This window comes from Pontibacter sp. SGAir0037 (genome assembly GCF_005491705.1).
Classification (GTDB): Bacteria; Bacteroidota; Bacteroidia; order Cytophagales; family Hymenobacteraceae; genus Pontibacter.
The window spans coordinates 4,193,815-4,212,060 of record NZ_CP028092.1 but is presented as its reverse complement, the minus strand read 5'-3'; the positions used below and the strand labels follow the sequence as shown (position 1 = coordinate 4,212,060).

At 41.8% G+C, this 18,246-nt stretch carries 13 protein-coding genes; 1 reads left to right on the top strand and 12 read right to left on the bottom strand.

Going from position 1 to position 18,246, the window contains the following annotated elements; translation table 11 throughout:
• Positions 1 to 125 precede the first annotated feature (125 nt).
• A complete protein-coding gene (locus C1N53_RS17390; RefSeq protein ID WP_137760522.1) occupies positions 126 to 1,628 on the bottom strand; it encodes a glycine--tRNA ligase in 1,503 nt (500 codons plus the stop codon).
• 225 nt (positions 1,629 to 1,853) lie between these two features.
• On the opposite strand from C1N53_RS17390, the gene C1N53_RS17385 reads away from it, so the two are divergent.
• Entirely contained in the window at positions 1,854 to 2,990 is a 1,137-nt protein-coding gene (locus C1N53_RS17385; RefSeq protein ID WP_137760521.1) for a hypothetical protein, read from the top strand.
• 130 nt (positions 2,991 to 3,120) lie between these two features.
• Here C1N53_RS17385 and C1N53_RS17380 read toward each other — a convergent pair whose 3' ends face one another.
• From C1N53_RS17380 to C1N53_RS17330, 11 genes are all read right to left on the bottom strand, one after another.
• The gene (locus C1N53_RS17380) at positions 3,121 to 3,579 is read right to left on the bottom strand and encodes a hypothetical protein (RefSeq protein ID WP_137760520.1); all 459 of its coding nucleotides are present in this window, start codon (positions 3,577 to 3,579) and stop codon (positions 3,121 to 3,123) included.
• A 65-nt stretch (positions 3,580 to 3,644) separates the two neighbouring features.
• Positions 3,645 to 4,181: a DUF4385 domain-containing protein gene (locus C1N53_RS17375; protein WP_137760519.1), complete on the bottom strand. Its 537-nt coding sequence runs from the start codon at positions 4,179 to 4,181 to the stop codon at positions 3,645 to 3,647.
• Positions 4,153 to 6,231, bottom strand: coding sequence for a cation:proton antiporter (locus C1N53_RS17370; protein WP_137760518.1), 2,079 nt, complete (start codon positions 6,229 to 6,231; stop codon positions 4,153 to 4,155). The genes C1N53_RS17375 and C1N53_RS17370 overlap by 29 nt, the downstream gene beginning before the upstream one ends.
• A 1,874-nt stretch (positions 6,232 to 8,105) precedes the next feature.
• Positions 8,106 to 9,725, bottom strand: a complete 1,620-nt coding sequence (locus C1N53_RS17365) for an Ig-like domain-containing protein (RefSeq protein ID WP_137760517.1) — start codon at positions 9,723 to 9,725, stop codon at positions 8,106 to 8,108.
• 77 nt (positions 9,726 to 9,802) lie between these two features.
• Positions 9,803 to 10,690, bottom strand: coding sequence for a class I SAM-dependent methyltransferase (locus C1N53_RS17360; RefSeq protein WP_137760516.1), 888 nt, complete (start codon positions 10,688 to 10,690; stop codon positions 9,803 to 9,805).
• Positions 10,691 to 12,553 (bottom strand): tRNA uridine-5-carboxymethylaminomethyl(34) synthesis enzyme MnmG, encoded by a 1,863-nt coding sequence (mnmG, locus tag C1N53_RS17355; RefSeq protein WP_137760515.1) that lies wholly within the window; start codon positions 12,551 to 12,553, stop codon positions 10,691 to 10,693.
• A gap of 66 nt (positions 12,554 to 12,619) precedes the next feature.
• Complete coding sequence (gene ybeY / locus C1N53_RS17350) at positions 12,620 to 13,051, bottom strand: rRNA maturation RNase YbeY (protein WP_137760514.1); 432 nt, start codon at positions 13,049 to 13,051, stop codon at positions 12,620 to 12,622.
• Complete coding sequence (locus C1N53_RS17345) at positions 13,032 to 13,460, bottom strand: ATP-binding protein (protein WP_137760513.1); 429 nt, start codon at positions 13,458 to 13,460, stop codon at positions 13,032 to 13,034. Before C1N53_RS17345 ends, ybeY begins: the two co-directional genes overlap by 20 nt.
• Before the next feature lie 25 nt (positions 13,461 to 13,485).
• Positions 13,486 to 16,803, bottom strand: coding sequence for a DUF4175 family protein (locus C1N53_RS17340; RefSeq protein WP_137760512.1), 3,318 nt, complete (start codon positions 16,801 to 16,803; stop codon positions 13,486 to 13,488).
• Positions 16,804 to 16,946: 143 nt separating this feature from the next.
• On the bottom strand, positions 16,947 to 17,708 hold the full coding sequence (locus tag C1N53_RS17335; protein WP_137760511.1) for an exodeoxyribonuclease III: 762 nt from the start codon (positions 17,706 to 17,708) through the stop codon (positions 16,947 to 16,949).
• A gap of 129 nt (positions 17,709 to 17,837) precedes the next feature.
• Entirely contained in the window at positions 17,838 to 18,188 is a 351-nt protein-coding gene (locus C1N53_RS17330) for a hypothetical protein (RefSeq protein ID WP_137760510.1), read from the bottom strand.
• Between the last annotated feature and the right edge of the window lie 58 nt (positions 18,189 to 18,246).

The following is an 18,246-nucleotide window of genomic DNA, read 5'->3' as shown; positions in this document are numbered from 1 at the left end:
TTCACACGCTGCTGATTTCTTACTCTTTTTATCTTTATGTTAAGAGGTTTTTCTGTGGAAAAAATCAAAAAAAAAGCCTCTGGTGTTGTTCCAGAGGCTTTTTTACTTTTTTTGAAGATCAGTTACTAACTTAACTTTTCAAAAATATTCTTAAAGCTTACTGCATTTTCAATATAGCTCTTCAGTTCTGATATTGGCATCCGTACCTGCTCACGGCTGTCACGGTCACGAACTGTAACTGTATTATCTTCCAGTGTATCATAATCTACAGCAATACAGAAAGGCGTACCGATCAGATCTTGGCGGGTATAGCGTTTACCGATGCTGTCACGCTCTTCGTAGATCAGGTTAAAATCGTACTTCAACGAATCGAAAATTTCGGTAGCTTTTTCCGGTAAACCGCCTTTCTTCACCAGCGGAAGTATAGCAGCCTTAACAGGGGCTATAGCAGGGTGCAGCTTCAGGAATGTGCGTGTTTTAGTGGCATCTCCTTCTGTGATTTCTTCTTCCTGGTAAGCATTGCACAGCGTCATCAGGAAGAGGCGGTCTGCTCCAACCGAAGTCTCAATTACATAAGGTATATAGTTACCGTATGGTTTGCCTTCTTCGTTCAGGTCGTTGTCGAAGTACTGCATTTTTTTCTTGCTCAGCTCCTGGTGCTGGCTCAGGTCGAAGTCGCTGCGAGAGTGTATACCTTCTACTTCTTTAAAGCCAAACGGGAATCTGTACTCAATATCTACAGCCGCCTTAGCATAATGCGCCAGCTTGTCGTGGTCGTGGAAGCGCAGATCTTCGGTTGGTATACCTAATGCCTCATGCCACTTCCTGCGTGTAGCTTTCCACTTCTCATACCACTCTTCTTCTGTGCCGGGGCGAACAAAGAACTGCATCTCCATCTGCTCGAATTCGCGCATCCGGAAAATAAACTGACGGGCTACAATCTCATTTCTGAAAGCTTTTCCAATTTGTGCAATTCCAAAAGGCACTTTCATACGGCCGGTTTTCTGCACATTCAGGAAGTTTACAAATATGCCCTGTGCAGTTTCCGGGCGCAGGTAAATAGTGCTCGATTCTTCTGCCACAGATCCTACCTGTGTAGAAAACATCAGGTTAAACTGGCGTACTTCTGTCCAGTTGGCTGTACCTGAAACAGGGCATTTTATATCTTCCCGGATAATTAATTCGCGTACTCCTTCCAGGTTTTCCTCCTCCAGCAAACGGCCCATTTCGGCTGTCAGTGCCTTTGCCTTTTCTACATCTCCTTCGTTCTCGTACTGGGCAGCTTTCTCCTCTATCAACACATCGGCACGATAACGTTTTTTAGAATCTTTGTTATCGATCATAGGGTCGTTAAAGCTATCAACGTGGCCTGATGCCTTCCAGGTAAGCGGGTGCATAAAGATAGCTGCATCTATACCCACTACATTCTGGTTCAGTTGCGTCATGCTTCTCCACCACAGGTTCTTGATGTTGTTCTTTAACTCCACTCCCATCTGACCATAGTCGTACACAGCAGCTAAGCCGTCGTACACTTCACTCGAAGGGAATACAAAACCATATTCCTTGGCATGCGAGATAATATCTTTTAGTTGTGCGTTTTCTGCAGGTGTTTTTTCTTGTGTTGCCATGTCGCAAAGATAGAATATTCGGTTTGGATTATGCCAAACGTCTTTTAAGAGTTTTTAGCAGCCTTTTAAGGTAATAATTTTCTAAAATTATATTTTTTCTCTAACGGAACAGCACTTATTTAAGTACTTTCATGTGTTAACAATTTCTTAACATTGGCTTTTTCGAATAGCAACCTAAAAAAACTCTAACTTGCAGACTTTTAAAGTATCACCCATAATTTTATAATGGCTAAGAAGAAAAAAGGAAAAAAACCAGTTGTTCCTACCCAACCTTTTAAGTTCAGAAAACGCTTTAGTCTTCTGGATGTTACCTTACAAAGAGAAAAGAAATTTTTATACTTCATAGCCTTCTCCTTTATACTGGCTGGTATAGTGTACCCTTATGCCTCGGTTGCGATGTGGATAGGATTTGCGTTTGCAGGTTATTCGGCTATTGCAAACGATAGTATACAGACTATTGGTACTTTTATAGTATCCAACGAAGATAAGAAATGGTACTGGCAGTGGTTGTTTATGGGCTCTATTTTTGTAGGAACCGTTTTCTACAGCTGGTACATGTTCGATGGCGACGTTACCTATCAGCGTCTGGCTTCTAAAGGCTTCGAACAGAACCCTGATAACTTTGTATTCCTGCAACTGGCTGCTCCTATTGTACTCCTGCTTTTAACCCGCTTCAGGATTCCTGTTTCTACTACTTTCATGCTCCTGAGTGTTTTTACAGTAAGCTCAAGTGCTATTGTAAGTATGGTAAACAAAAGTTTAATGGGCTATGCAGCGGCTTTTATTATTGCTTTAATAATTTACCTGCTGCTCTCCAAGGTCATTAAACGCTTTATCAAAGGCGAAGCACACAGTGCCTGGATTGTTGCACAATGGATTATCAGTGGTTTCTTATGGCATACCTGGCTTGCCCAGGATCTGGCCAACGTAGCTGTATACCTGCCACGCCAGCTGGGTACGTTTGAGTTCGTCGCCTTCGCCGGTTTTATTTTCCTTGGCCTTGGTGCTCTTTTCTATATGAAAGGCGAGAAAATTCAGAACATCATCAATGAGAAATCAGAGGTACGTGACGTACGTAGTGCTACTATCATAGACTTAGTATACTCTATTATTCTATACTATTTTAAAGAGATTAACAACATTCCAATGAGTACGACATGGGTATTTGTAGGTTTGCTGGCAGGCCGTGAGTTGGGTATGCGTTTACGAGCTCATGAAGACGGTACCAAGATTGCCAAAACTTTCAGACTTATAGGTAAGGATATCGTGTCAGTTACTATCGGTCTGATTATTTCAGTTATACTGGCTGTAGCTATCAACCCAGCCATGCAGGAAGAGCTTATTAATTTCTTGTTCAAGTAAACCTCCTGCCCCAGTATAAAAAAGCCTGGCAAATGCCAAGCTTTTTTATGGCCTTTTGGCATCCTGTTAAACAACAAAAAGCCCTGACCAGTAGCTGCTGATCAGGGCTTCTTTTATAGTATTCTGCTATTTATTTCTCAGGCCAAACCACTTCCAGGTTATCGTTTATGAAAACACCAAAATTCACAGCTATCAGCTGGTCTTCATCGAAATACATATCTATCATTTCTTTCTCATAAGAGATACGTGTCTCGCCTGTTTCCATTTCCTCTTCTTCCGGATTGGTGATATCATTATCTGCGAAGAGTTGTTTAATCTGCTCCTGGCTCATTTCGAAGATACGCTCTCCCCATAGTTGCACTTCGCGGTTGGCTGTTTCTATGCAGCTCAGCTTGTAATCATCCTCTTTATCGAAGTACAGCGAATAGCCATCTTCCCAGTAGTTCCAGGCCTGGTGTTCAAACTCATCTTCTTCGTCTGATTCTTCCACTTCTTCTGGTTCGCCCAACAGTTCTTCTACTTCTTCCATTGTTAAGCCGAACTTGATCTTACCAAGTCCTTTTCCTAACCTGATGTCTTTGTTGATCATTTCTTTGTGTAGGTTTACTTGAATGCAAAGATATGTGAATTACTGCATACGTGTGAAAGGTAGCATTATGTTTTCTTTGATTTTGGCGTGTCTGTACCGTACTTTTTCTTAAAATCTGCCATCATCTGGCGGTACTCTTTGTTTTCCTTTGCCTGCTGCCACTTTTCTTTAAAAATTTCGGCTGATCTGGCTTTAACTGGGTCGGGCTCATTGGGTAACAGATACTTTTGCCGCGCCTCCTTCTCCTCCTGCCAGGTTTCTTCCTGCTGAGGGTTCTGCTTATACTTCCGCCCTGATTTGTGATTGGCGTACCGCCTCGATCTGGTGTAGCCCATCTGCAGGAATTTACGGGCCATGTCGGCTCCTACAAAATCCTGCTGCTCCAGGTACTGCAGGAACAGTTGGTATATCTTCTCCGATGATTCCGTTGCGATCTCAGGCGTTTTAAAGCGCCAGTACGGCAGTATCTCCGATTTATAAGGCTCTACCAGCAACACCCCCTGTTCGCCCTTTCCTACGCGGTATAAACCCGGTTCTTTCCGAAAGTCTACTTCTGCAAAGTTAAGCTCATAGTTAAAGGTTTTCCCTTGTTCCGCTTTCATGGGTGTAGTCTGCTGTACTTAACTGGTTGTCCTGGTATTGTACGGGGTGCTGCTCCGGATAGATAATGATGAAACTGTTTTCCTTGTAATTTTTAGACAGCAGCCTGGGTATTATATCCAGGTCGTGGTCGTAGGAAACTGTGCCTTTTCTGGCTGATACAACTACAACCATATCATCTTTTCTTACCTCCGATTTCATGTTTTCAAATTCTTCTAAATTCATGAGTGGTATAAACTCTGCCGACACAGCTGGCTTTGTACCCTTAAGGGTTGATTTGATTTTGTTCAGCGTTCTTCTTCTTCCCCTGAAAACAATTTTGGCCCCTAACTGAACAGAAAGTAAGCGAACAGCTCGGAGCCACCTGAGATAACCTCTCTCCAGGTCCGCATTCAGAGGTACAATGACTACAATTCTTTCTGTTGTATTCAGTGGCTGAGCAATTTTACAAACCAGAATCATTTGTTCTGTACTTTCCAGCAAACTGTCCAGTACTGTTCCAAATATTCTGTCCCTTGTTGTAATCTTTGCATTCCAGCCAATTACAACTTCAGTAATCATCAGCTCTTTTATAGCTCTTAAAATACCGCTTGCTATGTTTACATCAATTTTCGATACTAACTGTACATCGCTATCTGTTGCTGAGGCATGTTTGATTGCTTCCTGCAGCATTTTGTTTTTCCTATATATTTCTTCATTGGCATGCTCGTTATCTATTACCACGGCTAAAGGATAAATTGGCTCGTGGTAGTCGGGGTTCTTTAGCATAATAGATAAATCCACCAGATTTTCTATGGTCTTAGGATTGGCAATCGGCACCAGTATCCTATCCGGCTTTTCACTGAGATCAGGCTTCTTTCGGCTCTCTACTATTGCTAATGCTTTACCGGCTTTCTCAGTAACAAAGGAGCTGATCAGGCATGTAACCAGTATCAGTACAACTGTCATATTTAAGGCGCTCTCCCCAATTAAACCCAAATCGAATCCTACCAGAATTACCGCCAATGTAGCTGCTGCCCTGGCTGTACTTAATCCGAATATCAGATTGCGCTGCACTAAACTATAGCCATACATCTTTTGTGTTATAAATGCCGCCAGCCACTTTGTTGCCAAGGCCAGTATGATGACGACCACTGTCATGATTACAATATCCACGCCTTGAAAGAGCACACTAAAGTCAACCAGCATGCCTACACTTATTAAAAAGAAAGGTATAAATATGTTGTTACCTACAAACTCAATTCTATTCATGAGAGCTGATGTATGTGGTATTAATTGGTTTAAGGCTAAACCTGCCAGAAAGGCACCTAATATTGCTTCTACTCCCGCTAATTCAGCCAAGAATGAAGCTGCAAATACTAAGGTCAGCACAAAAATATATTGGGCGCCTTTTTCACTCTCTATCTGCTTGAAAAACCATCTGGCAATTCTGGGAAAAACAAACAGAACAACTCCCATAAACGCCGCTAATGAAACTGCTAATTGTACCCAATAGAACAACGAGATATTTCCCTGAGCCGATCCAGCCACTATAGCCAGTACTAGCAGTACAGCTGTATCTGTTATAATAGTACCTCCGATTGTTACTGTTATAGCTTCATTTTTAGTTAATCCTAATCTGCTGATTATCGGATAAGCCAACAGCGTATGCGATGCAAACATGCTTGCCAGAAGTACAGCTGAGTTTATGCCATAGCCAAAGCCATACATAAAGGTGACTGTACCTGTTATTATAGGTATTAGAAACGTTAACGCACCATACACTATACTTCTGGTCTTTGTCTTTTTAAATCCTATCATGTCCATTTCTAATCCAGCCATGAACATGATATATAAAATTCCTACTGTTCCGAATAGCTGTATACTGGCATCTCTAAGAAGTAAATTGATTCCATTGGGGCCTACTAAAACTCCTGCTAATATCAAGCCTATGATACCTGGTATTTTTAGCTTATTAAACACCATTGGCGCTATTAGTATGATGAGCAGCACAAGCGTAAATATTAATACCGGATCTTCGAATGGCAACTTCAAATCGAGCAGTAGTATCATGTTTTATTTTAATGTTTTTTCTCTTTCTGTTTTAAATATACGGTTTTTCTTTTTAAGCCTTTTCCCTTCCACGCATTCTGATGTCCTCTCTTTTCCAGATTTCCACACTTCTTAACTTCTAATAATTTTTAAAAGGTTGATTTTTAAATAAATCTTCTTTTGTTATTTAGGGTGTTTATAAGTTGATAACTGCTGCTGCTGACGGAGTTATTCTCAGTCATGTTTATGGTTCCACGGTTTTACACCTAACTGTTCACACTCACTTTTGCATCATCAATTTATTTTTCAGCCTTTTATCCTGTTTTTCCACGTTCCACGGTTTTCTGTGTATTTCTTTTTACACATTTTCACTTTTGCGTGGAAAGTGCCTTTTATTGATCATATTTGTGCACCTGTTTCCACTTTTATCACGTTTCACGGCTTATTCTCCCAGCTTTGACTTCTGATGGTTTTTAGTTTTCAGACTTTGTTAACTTTTATCCACAGTTGTACCCACCTTTTCTGTGGATTATTAACCGCTAATTTTGATTTTCAATTTTCTCTCTTGTTTTTCCACTTCAGGTGCGTTTATATCTACTCTGAATACATAAATTCAGCATTTACAGTGGTTTGTTGCCAAAAGCTGTTTCACAGTTTAGCTTTCTGGGCAACTGTAGCTGCTTTACCTAATTATGTACATAAAGGCTATACCACTGGAAGTTTCGTTGTGCCGTGATGATTTTGTGTGATCAGGTTTAGGTTAAGAAATGTTGTGGAACTTTGTCTTTGTTTAGTAGTGGGATTTGATAGCACTTATTTTGCCAGGAGGTATGACTATAGAGCTTCAAAAATTGCAGATGCGGAAATTATGAGTTTATTGTTTTGATTTTATAGCTATGGGGAAGAAGATTTAAATATTAGCTATTTATTAAAGTATCGCGCCTGAGCATCTGGCCTAAGCTTAGCTTAACTATTTTGTTAGCAGTGCTTCTAATAAAATTCCTTTCCGGTTTTTACTAAGTTGCCATACATCCTAACGTATGATGCTCTTTGATCAAGCTGTCAGACTCCAATATGTTCCCAGCTTTATGTGTGAGGCAATGTAACGGTGATTCATGAAACTGCATTTTCAGTTTGTGCCAGATTTTCATTTTCGTTTTTAATCCTGTTACATACTGTGTCAAACTTTGGAAACAAACATGTTTTCAGCATTTCAAAAGTTGAGATGTTGCTTCTAAAGCGATACCTGTTTAGGATAATGTTCTGCAACTGAGCCAAAATTAAAGAAGAGACGTTAACGTGTTGGCAAGGCAAAACCGTTAACGTTTTTTCTCTGGAAATTGCCTGTGGATTCTTTGAGGATTTTTAATGAGTGTCGATAAAGTTTTAAAGTCTGCTTAGCTGCTGCAGTTGCCTTGTAGCCTTGTGTTGTGCTTTACCTCTCCTGCTATCTACAGTTCTATATACTTCTTTTCCACTTCTGCTTTATAAGATTGTACACTGCCTTACATGTTTAGATTGCTCATATTGCTTTCGTAGGTTTATGCTCACAACTCTTCAATTTCTTTAATGTTGCCGCAGTTTGCAGCGTTGGCTAACTTAAGTTGCTTTCAGTTATTCCGTGTTTTCTTTGCTTATAGTTCTGTGCCTGTTGCTTTAGTTAATCTTTGAAGTACAAAACCCGAGCTTTAGGATGTGCCTGTATTGCTTGTGCCGCTAAATGCGATTCTATTTTGATTCATGTTGCAGTGGATAATAGCTGATTCTAGCTGTTGGTAGCTTAGCAGTTTTATTGGCATATGCTATTGCAATGCCTTTTAAAATGTTTTTTTCCACGATTTTCTTCAGACATGCTTAATAAAAAAGGGAGCTATAATTAGCTCCCTTTTCTGATCTTAGAATTCTATTTTTTCATCTGCCATATCCCAGTTGGCCCTTACATCAAATGTCTTAGGATGTAGATGCACTTTTTCTGGTTCTCGTACCAGATCAGGATCTGGTTCATTCCATTTGCCGTCGTTATTTTCATCAATCAAGACCCGAATTGTGTAGGTGCCTGGTTCCAGGTTTCTGAATTCAAAACGCTTATTTGCCGGTGTTCGCAGTTGCTGTACTACCTGAAACTTGTCGTTTAATAGCTGCAGAAAATATGAAGTATAAAGTGTCTCAATTGTTCCTCTGATACTGCCAGTTCCTTTTGCTTCTGCTATGGTAACAGGAACGTTCTGAAAACTTAATCTATTCCCTTGTACTGGAACAATAGCTGTGCTATCTAATGTAAAAGCAAAGTTTGTACCTCTGTTTACATTTACTGCAGGCAATACCACTGTTAGTTCTGTTGTGGTTTGGTCTACTGTTATTTCCTCTGGATATTGATAAGCTTTTATCTCTACTGAATCTGCCAGTAATCGGATGGGTGCACCTGCGCTAATATTCACAGGAGTTTCTAATTCTAATGTTACAGGCTGGCCTGTTCTGTAGTTGGTGCTACTGGTAAGGGTGCGTGGTTTTAATCTTGCGCCTCTTATTTTCTGTGCTCTTTTGCCTTCGAATAAGATCTGTATAGTATCCTGTGCTGTATTTCCAGCAGAATCTATGGCTGTTAAAATAGCTCTGCCACCTGTAAATGTTCTGCTGCCGTAAATTTCTATAGCTCTTCCATCTTCCTGAACTTTGTGTATAAGAGTATCCTGTCCTGTTTCTGCTCTGGCAGTAAACCTGCTGATACCCTCGTTATAATTAGCGATGAACCGATCTGTATATCTGTCACGCTTACTCAGGATTGGCCTTTTGGTATCTATACGAACTGTTTGAAGTTTTACGTTTTGTTCCTGTGGAGTAACCATAATCGGCTTGTTCAGGTAAGCAATCTTCTCGCTTTCGTTGTCGTAAAAAGAGTTATTGTTCTTATCCATAAGGGCGTAAATTCTATATTCGCCCTCTTTTACATTCTCAAAAGCAAAGTTACCTTCCTCATCAGTTGTTGCCTGGTAGTAAGGCCTGTTCTTTCGGATGGTAAGCGTATCTGATGTAGGAAACAAAGCTACCACTGCTTCTTTTTCCGGCGTTTGCCGCATCAGGTCCACTACATTGCCACTTACCCGGCTGGAGTCGATAAAATTGCCTGTACTAAAAATCAGCAGTAGTCCTTCTGCCTGGTTTTTTTCAGTTATATCTACTATTCCCTTTCTGAAGTTAAATGTATAGGTCGTGCTGTCTTCCAGAGGCTTTTCGAATACCAGGTCTAACCTGTTCCTCTTGGATACCACGTTATACCTGGTGCTGATGTTTGGCGTGATCAGTAGTTCTTTAGTCAGGTTATTAGGTTGTACCTCCTCATCAAACTCAAGGCTGATGATATTGGTGCTTACATTTAACGACTGATGCGTTGGATTACTGCTGACCAAAGTTGGAGGTGTTTCATCTTTAGGACCGCCTTCAGGAGCACTTACACTTGCACAAGAAACTACAGTAAACAAAGTAACTGCAGTTGCGAGGATGTTAATAAACTTCATGTAAAGTATCGTTTAAAAGAAAAATAGGCAAACTTTCGCTTGCCTGGGTTCATGTTATTAACAGCTAAATTGTACTTTTATTTTCTCTTTGCTACAAAAATAAGGCTGGAATAATCGTTTCCATTTTTCTCTGCATAGCTATTCGATTTGTATCCGTTCACTACGCTGTTAATCATTTTGGTTTTGCCTTCTTTATGTTTTTCACTCAGCATGCTTACATAGTAGGCATCAAATTTCATTGGCAGCACTTCTTCCAGCTTCATTTTGTGTTTCTTTAGCAAGCGCTTCATGGTAGGCTGAGTGAAATGGTATAAATGGCGTGGCACATCATAAGCAGCCCAGTTTTCTTTATACTGCTGTGCATCGTGTGAGTCGGCATTGGGTACAGCAATAATCAAGGTACCATCTTCCTGCAGCAGCGAAATAAGCTCTGCCATGGTTTCATTTAAAGTATGGATATGCTCCAGCACATGCCATAGGGTAATAACATCAAACTTCTCTCCTTCTATCTCAGATATTTCAGAAGCTATAATTTCAGATGTTTCTTTAGAAGCTATTTCTCTTGCTTTTGCATTAGGCTCTACTCCTCTTATTTCCCAACCATCGTTTTTGCAGGCGCTAAGAAACACTCCGGTGCCGCAGCCATAGTCTAATATATTTCCTTTTCCGGGAGAATATCTGTTGATAAGCTCAACTTTTTGTTTGGTAGTAATAGAGCGCACCACATGGTACGCTCTGTTGATAATGCCTGACTTTGTGTTGCTGTGCGATATGTATTCTTCTGATTCGTAATATTTACCTATACCTGCACTGTCTGGCCGTGGGTTGGTAAACTTGAATGTGCAGTTCTCACATTCCACAATTACAAAACTCTCTTTCGATACAGCGTTGTCGGTTACTACAATAAAGTTTTTGAAATCTTCTTTGCCACAGATAGGGCATTGTTCCAGTCTTTCGTAGCTCATTTATTTTCCAAGGTATACCATTAACACTGAAATATCAGCTGGCGTAACACCACTGATTCTGGATGCCTGCCCTATTGTTTCCGGCTGTATTCTCAGTAGCTTTTCTTTTGCTTCAGCTGATAAGGCAGGTATGCTCTTATAATCAATTTTTTCTTTGATGCTGTAGTTCTCCAGTTCACTCATTTTTGAAGCAAGCATATATTCCTTCTCAATGTAGCTTTCGTACTTAACAGCAATTTCTGCTTGCTCTACACTATCTGCTTTAAACTTGCTCAGGTATTCTGCTATAGAAGGCACAGCTGCAGCTATGGTAGAGATTTCAATATTGGGTCGCTTAATCAGCTGTCCTGCCCGCTGTTTTTCTACAATTGGAGCTGAACCTACACTTTCCAGCATACTGTTGATTTCTCCTGGTTCAATCGGCTTATTATTTAAATAGGCAATGATTTCGGCTGTTTCTGTTATCTTCTTATCCACAGCTTTCAGGCGATTCTCATCTGCTAATCCGAGTTCGTAACCCAGTTTGGTTAAACGTATATCAGCGTTATCCTGGCGAAGCAGAATGCGGTGTTCAGCTCTGGAAGTAAACATACGGTATGGCTCATTTGTACCTTTGTTCACAAGGTCGTCAATCAGTACCCCTATGTAAGCTTCCGATCTTTTCAGCACGAACGGAGCCTTCTCGTTTATCTTGTTGTGTGCATTTATGCCTGCCATCAATCCCTGGCAAGCTGCCTCTTCGTAGCCTGTTGTTCCGTTTATTTGGCCGGCAAAATATAGATTCTCTACCAGCTTTGTTTCCAGTGTCAGGTTCAACTGAGTTGGCGGAAAGAAGTCATACTCGATAGCGTAACCCGGGCGGAACATTTTCGCATTCTCAAAACCTACGATCTTACGAAGCGCCTTTAACTGTACATCTTCTGGTAGAGAACTGGAGAAGCCGTTTACATAAACTTCAACTGTACTCCAACCTTCTGGTTCCACAAAAATCTGGTGGCGGTCACGGTCTGCAAAACGGTTGATTTTATCTTCAATTGACGGACAGTAACGTGGGCCTAAGCCTTGAATCCTCCCCTGGAACATTGGTGATTTTTCAAAGCCAGTTTTAAGTATCTCGTGTACTTCTGAATTTGTATAGGTGATAAAGCAGCTGCGTTGTTTTTGTAGAGGCTCTGTTTCAGTATAAGAAAACTTAGAAGGGTTCTCGTCGCCGAACTGCTCTTCCATGCGGCTATAGTCGAGTGAACGGCCATCTACGCGAGGTGGTGTTCCTGTTTTCATTCTGCCTGCTTCGAAACCTAGTTCTATCAGTTGCTCTGTTATACCTTTGGCTGCTTTTTCTGCGGCTCTGCCTCCACCTAATTGTTTTTCTCCAATGTGGATAATACCATTCAAAAAAGTGCCATTCGTTAAAACTACGGCCTTTGCGCGTATAGTTATCCCCAGGCTTGTTGTTACGCCAACTACTTTGCCGCTTTCTACTACAAGGCCTTTTACCATCTCTTGCCAGAAGTCTACATTTTCTGTCTGCTCCAGCGTTAAACGCCAAGCTTCGGCAAATCGCATGCGGTCGCTTTGGGCACGAGGGCTCCACATAGCGGGGCCTTTCGATTTATTGAGCATGCGGAACTGGATCATAGTCTGGTCCGTGATAATACCGCTCATTCCACCCAGCGCGTCAATTTCTCTAACTATCTGCCCTTTAGCTACGCCACCCATTGCTGGGTTGCACGACATTTGAGCAATAGTATTCATGTTCATGGTTGCCAGTAGCACCTTTGAACCCATTTTGGCAGCAGCGGCAGCGGCTTCACAACCCGCATGCCCTGCGCCTACAACTATTATATCGTATTCTGGAAACATGTACTTTTGATTTAAGAGATGTTTCACGTGAAACATCAGAAGGAGGTTGGTAATTCCTTTTTGCGATTAAAACTTTCGCAAAGATAAGCAAGAATCTTCTTGTTTGCGCATAAGAGCTTGCGCTTCGTTATTCTTGTCGTCGAAACCAAGTAAGTGAAGTACTCCGTGTATGATTACGCGGTGAAGTTCATCATCAAAAGTAGTACCGTGGGATGTAGCATTATCGCGTACACGATCTACGCTTATAAAAATATCACCTTCAATCGTGCCTTCTTCGTCGGCATTATTGAAGGTGATGATATCGGTGAGTGTATCATGATCGAGGTACTCCACATTCATCTGGTGGAGGTAATCGTCGGAGCAAAAAACATAGGTAAGGTTTATTAGCTCCTGGTCGTTTTCCTCAATTACTTCTGCGATCCACTCTGAAACTTGATCCGGGTTAGGTAGCGAGAATTCAATATCTTCGCTAAAAAACTCAATTGGATGTTCCGTCATTAGCAGAGTTTAGAATATTAAATACAAGTTGTACTTTCTTGCCGTTGTCGAGGAAGTTAACCTCATCGCAAAGGTTGCGCATCAGGAATATTCCACGACCACCCGGATTCTCCAGATTTTCGGGTGCTGTTGGATCTGGAAGGCTTTCATAATCGAAGCCCGGACCTTCATCTTCAACTTCAAACTTTAAAGAATTGTCTTCTACCTGGAGCGTAAGATAAACGTTTTTATCTTTATCAAATTTGTTTCCGTGGCGGATAGCATTGTTTACAGACTCCGTAACAGCAACCATAATGTTGCCATAAATGTCATCCTCAAACTCGAATTCTTCCTTTGAATTATCTATAAAGCTTTCAATTACCCTGATGTTTTCGATTAAAGAAGGAATCTGAATTTTTACCTGATTCATATACTCGTGTGTGTGGTATAGGTGCTTAATTGTTACTTATATTCTGGAAGTACTCATTTACTTTCTGCTTGTAATATGGCGACAAAGCAGGCGGTATTGTTTTAAGTAACTCCGTTTGTTTTTCTTTTGCTTTTATATATTTCTCGAACGATGCCGGTACTTTTCGTGGCACGTCCTGGGCCGTTTTAGCTTCTCGTTTATTATCCAGTTCACGCTCCTTCATTGACTTCTCTGCCTCTAGCAGCCTTGTCAGGATTTCACGTTGACGCATAATGGTTTGCTCGGTCAAACGTTTATTAACGAGATCAGTTTCGGATTGTTCCATCATCTTGCTAATATTTCCAAGCTCTCCATTTTTGCCATTTTCACCTGGCTTCTGGCCCTGCTGTTTCTCCATCTCCTTAAGAGCATTTCGGAGCGCTTCCTGCTCCGCAGCTAATTTAGCTAATTCTTCAGATAGTGCCTTACCTGAAGCCCCACCTTTTTTTAATTCTTCTATTTTTTTATTCAAAGCGTCCTGCATTTGCCCCATATCACCGGGTTTAGGCTTACTTCCCTTCTGGTTTCCGGCCATACTGCCCGACATATTCTGCATAGCCTGCTGCATTTGTTTTAAAGCATCGTTCAGCATCAGTGCCAGGTTATTCATCGATGTCATGGCTAACTGCTGTTGTGCAGTTGCTTTTCCTATATTCCGGTCTCTGATTTCCTGCATGCTGTTGTCCATGCTCTGGTTCATTTGTGTAACCTCACGTGTTACGAACGACTGTAATTGAAACACCTTTTTCGCCAGTGAAAAAAGGCTGTCTTCAATTACCTTTGAATTATCGCGAAGCGCCAACTGTTGTTGCGAAAGTGCAATAAATCGAGGATCAGACTGGTTAACACCTCTGAAAGATTTCATGAGCGCCTCCTGATCGAAGGAAAGCTTGATGAGGTTCTCCAGGATATCGCGCAGGTTATCGAGGTTTTGCTGCATTCCGTCCATGCTCATGCTGTTTTGCATCTCCTCCATCTGTTTGGCCATTTGCTTCATTTGCTCTCCTGCCTTTTGTTGCGATTCGCTGGCTTTCTGGTTTTGCTGCTTTTGAAGCTGCTCCTGGCTTTGCTGCATTTTCTGCTCGATCTGGTCCTGCTGCTGTTGCTGCTGTTGTTCGTCCATAGAGTTGGGATTCGCGAGCTTCTTATTCATCTCTTTCATCTCCTCCATGTCCTGCTTCAGTTCATTAAATTCTTCTTTTATTTTCTCCTGCTGTTGCTCCAGCTTTGTGTTGTCCTCTTGTTTTTGAGCGGTTTTGTCAGCCAGCTTTTCTTGCTCTTGGGCCAGGTCTTTCAGGTCTTTGGTAACGTTATCTAATTTCTGTTCGAACTGCAGTTGCTTAAATAGCTCCAGCGCCCTCTCCAACTCGCGCTCCAGGTTGCGCTCTTTGTTGTCTAGTTTGCTAAGCAGTTTCTGTAGTTCCGGATCGTTTGGCTTCTGCTGCTGTAAAAGCTTTTCGAGCTCCTCGTACATCTTTTTTGTTTCCTCATCGAGCAGGTTCTCCATGAGCTTTTGTAATTCCTGCGTTTTTTCAGCCAGCTGCTTGTCCTGCTCGCTCATCATATTCTGCTTTTTGTTTAACTCATCAAAAAGCTCCTTCATATTAGCGATATCCTGCTCCAGTTGCTTTTTCTTTTGCACCAGGTCTTCCATCTGCTTTTTGTCCTGCCAGGAAAGATCCCGTTTGGTCTTCATCTTCTCCTCCGACTTTGCCACCTCTTCTTTTAGCTGGGAAGATTTCTGTAATGATTTGCTTAACTGGCTCGCTACCGATTGTGCATTACTGTCTAACTCTTTTTGTAGCTCACGCTTACTTGGCACCTTTAGTTCGAAGGTGCGGGTGCGTGCACTTTTACTTCCGTTGATGCCGTCGTTATCCCAAACCTGCACAAAGTACTCCAGTTTGTCGCCCGGCTGCATGTTTAGTGAAGCGGTATTCCATTGATAGTAGTAGGTTTGGCTAAGCTGCTGTGTGTTTAGCGGAAGCGCCTTACTTTTATAAGAAGCCTGAGGCGTTGTTTCATTGGTAATGCGATAATGAAGGGCAAGGCGGGTTAAACCATAATCGTCTGATACATCGCCACCGACTACCAGAAAGGTAAAGAGAGCTGTGTCCTGAAACTGTTCAATGCTGATTTCAGGATGGCGGTCAGGTACTGTTGTAATCTGGTAACTGATTGCTTCTTTATTGCTGCTATGCTCATTGCGCAACTTAACAGTATAGTTCTGGCTTTGTGTAAACTTTCTGCTGGCTGCAAAAGTGTTTCCGCTCTTTTCTGCCACTAACTTTAAAGCAGGGTTTTCGAAGCTAAGGCTAATGCTATCGGTTTCAGTAGCAGAAAAGCTCCAGCGCAATGTACTGCCCTGGGGCACGGTAGCATTTCCGGTATTCTGCACAACTTCGGGTTTTCGTTTCAGATAATCAGGGTAAGCAATTTCCATCTGAAAATCTTTCAGGTTCGGGCGAGAAAGCAGGTTCAGTTGGTATTCATCTGAAAGGAAACCAGATCCTTCTAACTGAAAACTAACAGATTTTTGAGGCTGCTTAAGGGTATAAGTGTATTGGTTGTTGCCGCTACTAGCTAGCTTTTGCCGGCGCCCGTTGTAGTTTATGTATACTTCACGGGGAACAGAAGTGCCTTCAACATCAACTTTTAAAGTAAAATCTTCGCCCCGGTAGGTTTGCAATTGCTCATTCTGCAGCACAAACCGGAAAGGAGCAGCCGGGGCATAGTATTTTTTGTAATTTACAATGCGCTCAGTGCCTTGTACAAAAATAGTCGGGTATATAATGGCAATCAGAAAAGCAACAAGCGCAGGCAAAGCCACATATTTAAGCAGCGGCTTGTTTTCTTTGTATGTAACAGCCTCCTGAAACTTGAAGTTGAGTAGTTGGCTTGAACGTTGTTCTATACTGGCGGCAATCAGTTCATTCGTCCTGTCGAGATCCTTAAGTTGGATAGAGTTTAGCAATTTGTCACGTATTTCGGGGTAATAACCACCAACACGTAAGGCGGCCTGTTCATCCGAAAGCAGGTTTCTGAGTTTGGTAACAGCTGAAAGCGGCATGGCAATCCAGCGAACAAAAGCATAGATAACAACGCCTATAAACGAAAAGAGGAAAAAGGCCCTGACTGCTTGCGGAAAGTAAAACAGGTACTCGAGCAGGCTGTAGATGATGTAAATAGAGATAAGCATGCCCACAGCAAAAATACTACCTTTGAGCAACAGGTTCAGGTAGAACTTTTGTTTAAACTCCTGGAGCTGTACGATTAATCTGTCCAGTGAATCGTTCTGTCTCATGCTTTCCTCTCTTTTACTTTAGTATCATTTCGGAGCTATAGTGTTAGATGAACCATAGTTTGGTAATATACTATTTATAAGCGAGAAATGCTTATTTAGCTCCTCCTCTTATAACTGCAAACGCATAATTTTAGTATGCTCCCCTACTCTATCTCCAGCAGCACCGGGCAATGGTCTGAATGTTTCGCTTCAGTAAGAATTGCGGCACGTTTCAGGCGATCGCGCAGGTTTTCTGTAGCCATATTATAGTCTATTCGCCAGCCCAGATTCTTACCGCGAGCTCCGGCTCTGTAGCTCCACCAGGTATAATTATGCGGCTCTGCATTAAAGTGCCTGAAAGAATCAATAAAACCGCTCTCTATGAACTTCGACATCCAACTGCGTTCTTCCGGTAAAAAGCCAGAGCTGTTGGCATTGGCTTTCGGGTTGTGAATATCAATAGCCTGGTGGCAGATATTATAGTCGCCGCAGATTACTAAACCCGGTAAAGTTTCCTTCAGTTCGTTAATATAGTTGTAGAAGTCGTCGAGCCATTGCATTTTAAAGCCCTGGCGTTCGTCTCCGCTGGAGCCGGAAGGCATATATACGCTCATAATAGAATAGTTATCGTAGTCTGCCCGGAGCACACGGCCTTCGTTATCATAGCACTCGATGCCACAGCCTACCTCTACATGATTAGGCTTGGTTTTAGATAAAATAGCCACACCACTATAGCCCTTCTTAACGGCTGGATGCAGGTAAACGTTATAACCCAATTCTTCGAAAACAGAGCGATCAAATTTTGTTTCGTCGGCCTTGATCTCCTGCAGGCACAGAACATCGGGGTTTGCTGCTTTCAGCCAATCTTGAAAGCCTTTGGTTAGAGCGGCGCGTATGCCGTTCACGTTATAGGTAATAATTTTCATGGTGCTTTTTAAGCGGAAAAACACCAGGCGAAAAAGTATCTTATTTTACTCTTCGCCTGGTGTCTCCTGTCAGAAATAATAAGGATGAAACAAGGATGATATGGAGAAGGTTAGGCTTTTTCATAAAAGCTAAGCGGCATCCAGTTGGTTAAAATATTCGATTATATGCCATCTCAGCATTTTATCCTGTTCCTTCAGGTTCGCAAAAGGAATGGGTTTCACAGAACGGTAATGAGGCCAGCCGTCGCCATCTACATGGCTAAGCTCATAATAGCCGGAAAGACTGAATACCTTGCAGGTTGCAATATGCATCAGGTCCTGCTTTTCTTCTTTGGTAAAATTGCTGATGCCTTTGCCCAGTTCCTGTATACCGATCAGGAAAAGAATGGCATTTAGGTCAGGCTTTTTACCGAACTGTTTCATCAGCATTGCCCGAAGCTGCGTCCATCTGTGATCCAGGTTATCTGATTCTTCTATCATTTTCACTTTGATTGCTGTATTGTTAAATAGTGAGTCAATAATAATTTACTTCTTGGCT